An 8,906-nucleotide genomic window follows, 5' to 3' on the forward strand; every position below is an offset into this window, starting at 1 on the left:
GTTTCTACCTTTGTCGTTTCCCTTCCGCTTTCTCCATTTCGTTCTAAATAAATCGCCGCACTTCCATCAGTCGCTATCGGTCCCCACCTAATTTCTTCTCCGGTCAACGCTGTAACTGGCTTTTGATTCACGTATAATGTCGCACCAGGCGCATTCGTTTGAACTGTAATATATTGCCCTTGCAGTGTTAAATCTATCGTTACATTATTTTGACTTTGTTTCATAAGTACAACCTTTTCCTCACGTAATAGTTTTACATAGTCATTTTTATATTCTGCTTGAAATACTTGAGTTCCTGGAAGAAACGGTCCATATTGCTTGTCAAACTTTTTATCATTTGTTTTATCAATTTCTTTTCCGTTCAATTTTAAAGATGTACCTTTTTCATTTGTAAGCAGAGTCGTATAATACGTCTTCGCTTTCAATTTATACCGATCAAATAAAACGAAATACTTCCCGTCTTTCGTTAAAGAAAAATCTGCTCTTTCTATTCCATCCCCTTGTTTTTCACCTTGCCTCAAATATTCTTTCAATTCATTCACGTAAGATGGATTTTCTTTTATATATGAAAATAGAGGCGTTACACTCTCTCTCGTTACAATAACGGCTGGATCATCTGTCGTGACAATCTCAGCTAACTTCTCTCCGTCCCTCTCTTGTAAAACAGTAATAATTCTCTCTACTTGCGATGATTGTGAGTAATATGAAGATCCATACGCATATAATCCGCCCAATACTATAATAAAAAATGTTAAAAGTGTAATTCCAATTATTGTCCCTTTGCTCATTTTTTGCTTCTTTACTACAGGATTCCCCCTCTTCGTCCCGCAGTTTTGACAAAATTGCACACCGTCTTCAAAATGAATCCCACACTTTGTGCATACATTCATCCGTTCAACCACCTTTTCGTTAGAAGCCAGTTAATCCCTGTGTAAAGGTTTGAATTATCGTGTTAATGTAAGACCAAAACACAATAAACGTTGCAATTCCAATTAAAACATTTGCGATAAGAAGTGTGTACACAGGATCTAATCCACCGTTATCTAGTTTTAATATAGCTACAATTATACTAATTACCATATACGTTGTAGCTATCCATAGTAATATTGGTAAGAAAAAGATTAATAAGAAACTAAAAAGAAAAGAAAGAACTAGTATAGCAATAGCTGGCGTCGCTATCGTCCCCCATATGCCGAATGCTTCAAGAAAAGAAAAAGATGATTTCATCATCTTACCACTTACAAAAATAATAAATCCGACAAATAAAGTTAAAATTAATAAAAAGAAAAAGACCATTACAGATTCTCCAAAGAAAGTAGGAGTAGATACATCTGGCACTAATGTCCTCGTAACAGTCGCCGCTGTGCTCATCATTCTATAAAAAATACATGCTCCTAAAAAGCAAATAAGCACAAGACTTACAATTCCATTTCGCACTTCAATATTTCCACTTTCCATAATGGCCGATGGTGATTTAAAAGCATTTTTAAAGAACTGAAAATAGCCACTTGCAAATTGTTTCGCCTGCTCTACCGTTTCATTTGGGCGAGTTTCCTTTACTTGTGCCGCGCTCGATAGTTGCCCTTCTTCCTGCACACCACTTACTACTACTTCTTCCGATAACGAATGTCCACAATTCCCGCAAAACTTTGCTTCCGCTGCATTTTCTGTTTGACACGCCGTACATTTCATTCTCTCATCCCTCCTTAAGCATATACCTTATAGGGTGTTACAAATTCAATATATGACTTTGTACATAAAACATGACTACAAGAAAAAGAATATGAAATCCTTCTTTTAAACGAAACTATGTGTGCTAGTAATATAGAAAAATAATGTTATTATGAAACAGAGCAACTAACATTTTTAACAGATTGGATGAAGACAGTGGAATTTGTAAACTCGATTTTTCAAACACTCCTTACAAGCGTGATCCAATTATTTTCTTTAATTGGTGTCATCATTGTAATTGGATTTATATTAGGTTATTTAGAATCTCTCACACGAACGTATTGGTCGAGAGCTTTCGGAAGGAAGGGCTTCCTTTTAACTGCATGGATTGGTGTCCCTATTCATGAACTTGGACATGCAATTATATGTCTATTATTTCGTCATAAAATTGTAGCAACGCAGTTCTTCCCAACAGATACAAGTCAGGGAGCTTTAGGTTACGTACAACATCAATACAATCAAAAAAGTATATATCAACGAATTGGGAATTTCTTCATCGGAATCGGCCCTATTATTTCTGGTATTACTGCCTTAATACTTTTAATGCGCTATTTCGTACCAGAGTCATATTCTTTATTTAATACGACTCTTGAAACAACAATTGCATCGACTTCTATTAACTTAGACATGATCCAAAACATGTTTTTATCAACATTCTTTTTATTAAAGAGCTTGTTTACAATGAGCAATTTATTAACCCCTTCTTTTTGGTTATTTTTATTTATAGCTATTTGTATTTCCGCACATATTGCTTTAAGTAAACCAGACATTAAAGGATCAATAGACGGCGTCATCGTCATGTTTATCATTTTATTTTTATTCAATATAATTGCAGGACTTTTTCAGTATGATAGTAACCAACTAATCGGCAAAATGATGAAGTATAATATGTATCTCATCGCGTTTTCTAGTGTGGCACTACTTTTCTCTTGTATTTCTACACTTGTGAGTTTTGTGTTTTATAAGATGAGAAGAGGGCGTTCATTGTGAACACCCTCTTTTATCTTTAGAAAATTATTTACCAGATTTAATAAGCTATTGAATCGGAATAGATGGTCCAATCCCTTTCTTTTCTTTACCTGAATACGGTACAAGTGCATATTTACCCACCGCTACATTAATTCCATCAAATCTACTAAAAGAAATGCCGCCATCTTTATTCGATATAACCGTCTCTTTAAATGTATGTACTTCTCCAGATTCTGATTCGATTTTAAAATAAATATTTTCATTTTCACTTTCTGTCACATCATAATAAATCGTTGTGGAAATCGGCGTAAAAACTACTTTTTTAACAGTTACTTTATTGCCATCGTATAAAGCAATTGTTTCATTTAATTCAAACGTCTGCTTCTCTTTCATCAACTTAGCTTGCGATACTTCAATATCAAATATCCATGGTTGCTCAATTACAGTATCTCTGTTGAATGTATCATAAGTAATTTCGATTTGAAGTGCATCAGTTTGTGGCATTTCACTTAACTCGATGGCACTGTAGATTGTAAACATAGAATCATTTACTTCAATTGACTGTGCATCCTTTGTATTAGAAAAATCACGGCCATTTATACGCACCTGTGGAATTAAAAATGTTTGATAATCAAACTTCACACCCTTTACTGGCTCAAATGTTGAACTAATGAGCAGTTTATTTTCATCCACTAATACCTCATTTAAAGTCAGTTTACCGTATTTATTTTCAGCAGTTTTTCCAATAGCCGTTTTATAGGGCGAATAGTCAAGTTGTTGCTGTTTATCAATATATTTTTCAATCAATCCTGCAATAAATGGTGTATTAGCTAAAGATGATTGTCCAAGCGGCACTGTAATACTGACAATTAGCATGCAAACCGCAGCGACTCCGAACCACTTTTTTGATTGTTTGTTTTTACGGAGCTTATTTTTCACACGCTTTTCCCACTGCTTTTCCTCTAGTTTAGTTAAGGTGACCTCCTCAAATTCTGTGATATCCAACTGAATATCATTTAACTCTTTATAAATAGACATGCCCTCACACTCCATTTTTAAAAATAAAAATCTGCTTGAGCTTTTTTCGTCCGCGTGACAGTTTGTTATGGATCCATGATTCTTTCACGTTAAGATGGGAAGCAATTTCACGAGACGGTACACCTTCTAAATAATACTTTTCAAAAATGTTACGCTCTGTTGCTGACAACTCACTAAGCAATTCCTGTACGTCTAAGAAATCGTTTGATTTTCTTTGTTCTTGATACAGATGGTCATTAATCTCCGTACAGACAGTTTGTTGCTGATTTCTCGCATTTTTCCGCTGATAATCAATTGCTCGATATTTAGCAATGGCTGCTATCCATTGTTTAAACGTATTTTTACTTGGATCAAATGAATCGATATGAAACCAAATAGCTAATAATACATCATCTAGACATTCTTCATAATCTTGCTGATTACTATATACATATCGTTTAATAATAGCGCTGAGTAAACCTCCATATGTTTGGATAATGAACGTAATGCTCTTTTCATTACGTTGTTGAATTTGTTGCACAACATTTTCTTCTGTTATCTTCAAAAATAGACCTCCTTGCACTGCTAATTGGTATCTACTTTCTAATACGAATGAAAAACAATAACCCTATCATTGTTTTTCATATTGCAAACATAATCTCATCATAAGTACTACTACAATCCTTGTTCACGATAAGAAGAGCTAGTTCATTTAGAACTAGCTCTTCTTATCATTTCTCCCTCTTATAATCACAATGCTCAACCGGAACACGAGCATGACCTTCTTCATCGGTACACCATGACTGTGATTGGAATGCAAGAAAGATATCGATCCATTCTTCTTCCTTTTCAAAGTGAATGAGTATTCCGCCATCTTGCCATATACCGTCATCACCTTGCCATTTCTCTACATTTCCTTGATTCATATGAATATCGTGTATACCGTTTCCAGGTGTAAAGTCGAAATACGAATCAGGTATTTTTTCTTCTGGTCCCCATCTTTCACCAAACGCATAAATAATCGCCTTTTCTTCTATTGCTCGCTTTATATAACGCTCTATCTTTTCATTTAAATCATTATCAACTCCTGCTTTTTCAGCAGGTAAAGGAATCATTTGCTTGGAATCAAATAAATTACCTCTTACATAATCTAAAGCTACTTTCGGTTCATTATTTTTTATTTCTGTAAAACCGAACGGTAATGTCGGTAAAATATGAATCGCCTCTGATCGAATATCGTCGCTCGCAAAATATAAAACTTCTGACGGATAACTTTGCGATTTCACGTTAATTGCAATGCGATAATCTACTCCTGCTTCACCTTGTAAATGAACTTGATAATGAGGTGTTTTGCCTTTTCCAATCTTAGATTGTATAACTATACCTTTTAATACACCGTAGTTTTTTAAGGGCATACCTTTCATCTCCTATTCATTTAGTAGAAGCTTTTCATATTTAAAACATTATCCAGTCATAAAGAAAATCCTCCTATGTTAGGAGGATTTTTAATTTCTCAATATATACCAAAAGAAAACTTCCACTATTACAAGCAACACCGCACCAAAAATCATTAACGTCGTCTTCTTTAGTAGTTCGTTTTCGCGATACGGAATATTACATAAATAAGCACCAAGTGTAATCCGTGATGGGCAAGCGATTGTCGCTACTGATGATGCGGTGTTTTGCAGTGTTGTGACGTATTGCCACGGGAGCGCTACGTTTTGTGCTGTTTGYATTTGGAGCTTAATAAACATCGCATTTGATCCTGCATTACTACCTGTTAAAAAGCCGCCAATTCCGCCAATGAATGGAGCAACGAAAACGAAAAAGGTGCCAAATGTTTCACCAGCTGTCTTTGCGAGCAATGAATGCATACCAGATGCCCCCATTAGCTCTGAAATCGCAATAAACATTGTCGTTGTAATTGCGAATGGAATCCATTGTTTTATCGTTTGCGAGAGTGATTGTTTAATAATATTAGATGGAATACGGAAGAAAATGATTGTAAATAAACAAGTCATGGCGAGCCAAAACCCTGGCGAATATAGTAGCTCTAGTTTGTAAGAATATGATTTTAAATCGAGAACTGCATATGACCTGAGCAGATCATGTAATGCTGGAACGAGGCGAGAAAGTAAAATACAAACCGTTAAAAAAATATAAGGGCTAATAATTTTTATAATGGATACTTCTCTCTCCGTAGCCGCCGCATGTTCTGTTAAAAGGTTTTGCTCACCTTTTCCTTTTAATTTAATGATTAAAAAGCCAAATGAAATTGTAACGATAGAACTTAATATTCCTGCTAGTTCAACACTTACGTATGCGTTAGAAAGATAGATTCCGAGAGAAAATAATAGAAAGAATCCTATCCCTTCCTTCCACTTTTCTATAACTGCCTGAAAGCCACCGACAACGTATAAAGAAAGGATGATAAAGTATGCGAAAATCGGTATGCTTAATAATGCTGTATTTGTACCAAGAGTTGTGAGTGGCATGTTGATAAGCTGAGAACCGATAATCGTACCTGTTGCCATTGCACCCCATGAACTAGCTAGTAAGCCGATAAATGAGAGCAGTACAGCTTGAAATGGTTTATAGCCTAATGAAAGAAAAATAGGTGCTGCAACCATAAAACCAATTCCGAACCCACTTACTGATTCAATAAGTGGACAAATTCCAAAACACATAAGAAGCATTTGTAATAATCTATCGTGCGTGACTTGTTCTAGAAATCTCGCTACTTGATCGATGTATCCCATTTTGTTCATGAGGTGAAATAAAAAAATACCGAAAAACAACACGTACCCGACAATAAAACAAATTAACCACCCTTTAATCGTTGCGTGTACAGTTTCACTTATCCCTAATTGAAACGTTGGCGAGAGTAAAACGATTCCGACAGAAACGGCATAAGAGATTAATGAAGCTCTTAATGACGTTTGTTTAAACAAAAACAAACAAATAAAAATCATCATAATCGGGATAAGTGCCAACAATATGGCCATGCTATCATCTCTTTTCGTAAAAAATGCAATTTTTAACTATTATATAACAGATATTGTAATTTTCAATTAATTTTATAACAGATTAAAAAAAGAGCCAAACAGCTCTTTTTTTGAATCAATCCCATTTTCTTTTATCCTGAAAAACCGTCTGCTGTCCGATTATTTTGTCTAACACAACAAAMACAATATAAGCACATATTACTTGCAATACAATATTCCCAAGTTTCATTAATTCAAATGAATGGATACATTGGAATAATTCATTTAATAATACAATCGAAACGATACTAAATAATTCTATACTAACCGAAAATATACATACTTCGAAAATGGATTGCTCTTGAATCCGATTTAGGTTAGAGAAGATGAATAAGTACCCTAGAAACAGAGCTAGTAATTCTATTTTCGTCATGCTAATGAGCCAAGCGTATAGTGGTACGGTTAAAAGAAGATATAATAGTTTCCGTCTTAGCATGCCTTCTCACCTCTGAATTATAAGTGTTTTCTGTATATTTTAACACTTTTCACATAAAAGAAACAGAAGAGACTTATGCCTCTTCTGTTTCTTTTACTGCATGTATTAACTCACATATTTCTTCGTGCTTTTCATTTTCTAATAGCTCAATGACTTTACTTCCAACGACAACACCGTCACATATTGTAATCATTTCTTCTATTTGCTCTCGTGTTGAAATACCGAACCCTGCAACAACTGGTAAGTGAACGTGTGATTTTACTTTTTCCAAGTAACTATGAATCTCGTCCTTAAAGTTTTGACGTACTCCTGTTACGCCCGCTACTGTAACGGCGTAAACGAATCCTTGTGATTCACTCGTAATTTTCTTGATTCGTTCAATTGGGCTTGTTACAGTTACAAGTGGAATTAAAGCTATTTTCGCCTCACGTAGAAGCGGCGCAATAATATGTTGTTCTTCATACGGTAAGTCTGGAACGATAATGCCATCCACACCTGCTTCAAGACAGCTCTCGATGAAACATTCTTTTCCGAATGCTAGTACTGGATTTAAATATGTCATGAGTACAAATGGAATTTGAACTTCTTGCCTCACTTCTGCTAATGCATGAAAAATCCCTTTTAATGTTACACCGCTATCTAGCGCACGTTTTCCTGCTCTTTGAATAGTTGGACCGTCTGCGACTGGATCTGAAAACGGAATACCGATTTCAACGATGCTTGCTCCTGCTTCATCTAGAAAACGGATTCTTTCTTTTAACTTTTCAAGTCCACCATCTCCGCCCATTACGTACGGAATAAATGCTTTCTTGCCATTTTCAAACGCTGCTTTAATTTTTTCTACTCCCATTTTTTACACCTCTCCCATATAACGTTTTATACTCTCTACATCTTTATCACCGCGGCCAGATAAGCAAATGACAAGACCTTCGTCTTTCTTCATTTTCGGCGCTAATTTTAAAGCGTATGCGACAGCATGTGAGCTTTCTAATGCCGGGATAATCCCTTCTTTTTTCGTTAATAATTGAAACGCGTCTAACGCTTCGTCATCTGTGATTGAATGATAAGAAACGCGTCCAATATCTTTTAGTAAACTATGTTCTGGTCCAACACCTGGGTAATCCAGTCCTGCCGAAATAGAATGCGCTTCTTGAATTTGTCCTTCTTCATTTTGCAGAAGATACATCATCGATCCGTGTAAAACACCGACGCTTCCTTTCGTTAAAGTCGCCGCGTGCTTTTCTGTATGAACACCTTTTCCAGCTGCTTCAACGCCGTAAAGAGCAACTTCTGCATCGTGTACGAACGGATAAAACATTCCCATTGCATTACTACCACCACCAATACAAGCAACGACTGCTTCTGGTAATTTTCCTTCTAACGCTTCGTATTGCTTTTTCGTTTCTTTCCCAATTACACTTTGGAAATCACGAACAATTTGCGGAAATGGATGTGGTCCGAGAACTGATCCCATAATGTAGTGCGTATCGTGTACATGTGAAACCCAGTAACGAAGCGCCTCGTTCACCGCATCTTTTAACGTGCCGCTACCTGCCGCTACGCTTTCTACTTTTGCTCCAAGTAATTCCATTCGGAACACGTTTAATTTTTGTCGTCTCACATCTTCTTCTCCCATGAAGATGACGCATTCTAAACCGAGAAGGGCACATACAGTAGCTGTTGCAACTCCGTGTTGTCCTGCTCCTGTT

At 35.9% G+C, this 8,906-nt stretch carries 10 protein-coding genes; 1 reads left to right on the plus strand and 9 read right to left on the minus strand.

What is annotated here, in order from left to right:
- Together AC1DTM_RS13610 and AC1DTM_RS13615 are read right to left on the minus strand one after the other, a co-directional pair.
- On the minus strand, window positions 1–890 hold an 890-nt coding region (locus AC1DTM_RS13610), incomplete at its 3' end, for a zinc ribbon domain-containing protein (RefSeq protein WP_477000346.1).
- A gap of 19 nt (window positions 891–909) precedes the next feature.
- Window positions 910–1,692, minus strand: a complete 783-nt coding sequence (locus AC1DTM_RS13615; protein WP_016104207.1) for a zinc ribbon domain-containing protein — start codon at window positions 1,690–1,692, stop codon at window positions 910–912.
- A gap of 195 nt (window positions 1,693–1,887) precedes the next feature.
- Between AC1DTM_RS13615 and AC1DTM_RS13620 the strand changes: the two genes are divergently transcribed.
- Window positions 1,888–2,721 carry a hypothetical protein gene (locus AC1DTM_RS13620; protein WP_477000347.1) on the plus strand — a complete coding sequence of 278 codons (834 nt, stop codon included), beginning with the start codon at window positions 1,888–1,890 and terminating at the stop codon, window positions 2,719–2,721.
- Between the two features lie 45 nt (window positions 2,722–2,766).
- On the opposite strand, the gene AC1DTM_RS13625 is transcribed toward AC1DTM_RS13620, so the two are convergent.
- From AC1DTM_RS13625 to trpB, 7 genes are all read right to left on the minus strand, one after another.
- Window positions 2,767–3,738, minus strand: coding sequence for a DUF4179 domain-containing protein (locus AC1DTM_RS13625; RefSeq protein WP_477000348.1), 972 nt, complete (start codon window positions 3,736–3,738; stop codon window positions 2,767–2,769).
- 4 nt (window positions 3,739–3,742) lie between these two features.
- Window positions 3,743–4,282 (minus strand): sigma-70 family RNA polymerase sigma factor, encoded by a 540-nt coding sequence (locus tag AC1DTM_RS13630; RefSeq protein WP_477000349.1) that lies wholly within the window; start codon window positions 4,280–4,282, stop codon window positions 3,743–3,745.
- A gap of 166 nt (window positions 4,283–4,448) precedes the next feature.
- Window positions 4,449–5,132 (minus strand): DUF2278 family protein, encoded by a 684-nt coding sequence (locus AC1DTM_RS13635; RefSeq protein ID WP_477000350.1) that lies wholly within the window; start codon window positions 5,130–5,132, stop codon window positions 4,449–4,451.
- A gap of 90 nt (window positions 5,133–5,222) precedes the next feature.
- The gene (locus AC1DTM_RS13640) at window positions 5,223–6,722 is read right to left on the minus strand and encodes an L-lactate permease (protein ID WP_477000351.1); all 1,500 of its coding nucleotides are present in this window, start codon (window positions 6,720–6,722) and stop codon (window positions 5,223–5,225) included.
- Window positions 6,723–6,837: 115 nt separating this feature from the next.
- Window positions 6,838–7,197, minus strand: a complete 360-nt coding sequence (locus tag AC1DTM_RS13645; protein ID WP_016104201.1) for a DUF4029 domain-containing protein — start codon at window positions 7,195–7,197, stop codon at window positions 6,838–6,840.
- A 73-nt stretch (window positions 7,198–7,270) separates the two neighbouring features.
- Window positions 7,271–8,047 (minus strand): tryptophan synthase subunit alpha, encoded by a 777-nt coding sequence (trpA, locus tag AC1DTM_RS13650; RefSeq protein ID WP_016104200.1) that lies wholly within the window; start codon window positions 8,045–8,047, stop codon window positions 7,271–7,273.
- 3 nt (window positions 8,048–8,050) lie between these two features.
- A partial coding sequence (gene trpB, locus AC1DTM_RS13655; RefSeq protein ID WP_477000352.1) for a tryptophan synthase subunit beta occupies window positions 8,051–8,906 on the minus strand: 856 nt, incomplete at its 5' end.

Source organism: Bacillus sp. P4_D3, from assembly GCF_056401855.1.

Bases quoted from the DNA above. Each gene is read 5' to 3' on its own strand.
- AC1DTM_RS13615 (WP_016104207.1), bottom strand. From the start codon at position 1,692: ATGAAATGTACGGCGTGTCAAACAGAAAATGCAGCGGAAGCAAAGTTT.
- AC1DTM_RS13625 (WP_477000348.1), bottom strand. From the start codon at position 3,738: ATGTCTATTTATAAAGAGTTAAATGATATTCAGTTGGATATCACAGAA.
- AC1DTM_RS13635 (WP_477000350.1), bottom strand. From the start codon at position 5,132: ATGCCCTTAAAAAACTACGGTGTATTAAAAGGTATAGTTATACAATCT.
- trpA (WP_016104200.1), bottom strand. From the start codon at position 8,047: ATGGGAGTAGAAAAAATTAAAGCAGCGTTTGAAAATGGCAAGAAAGCA.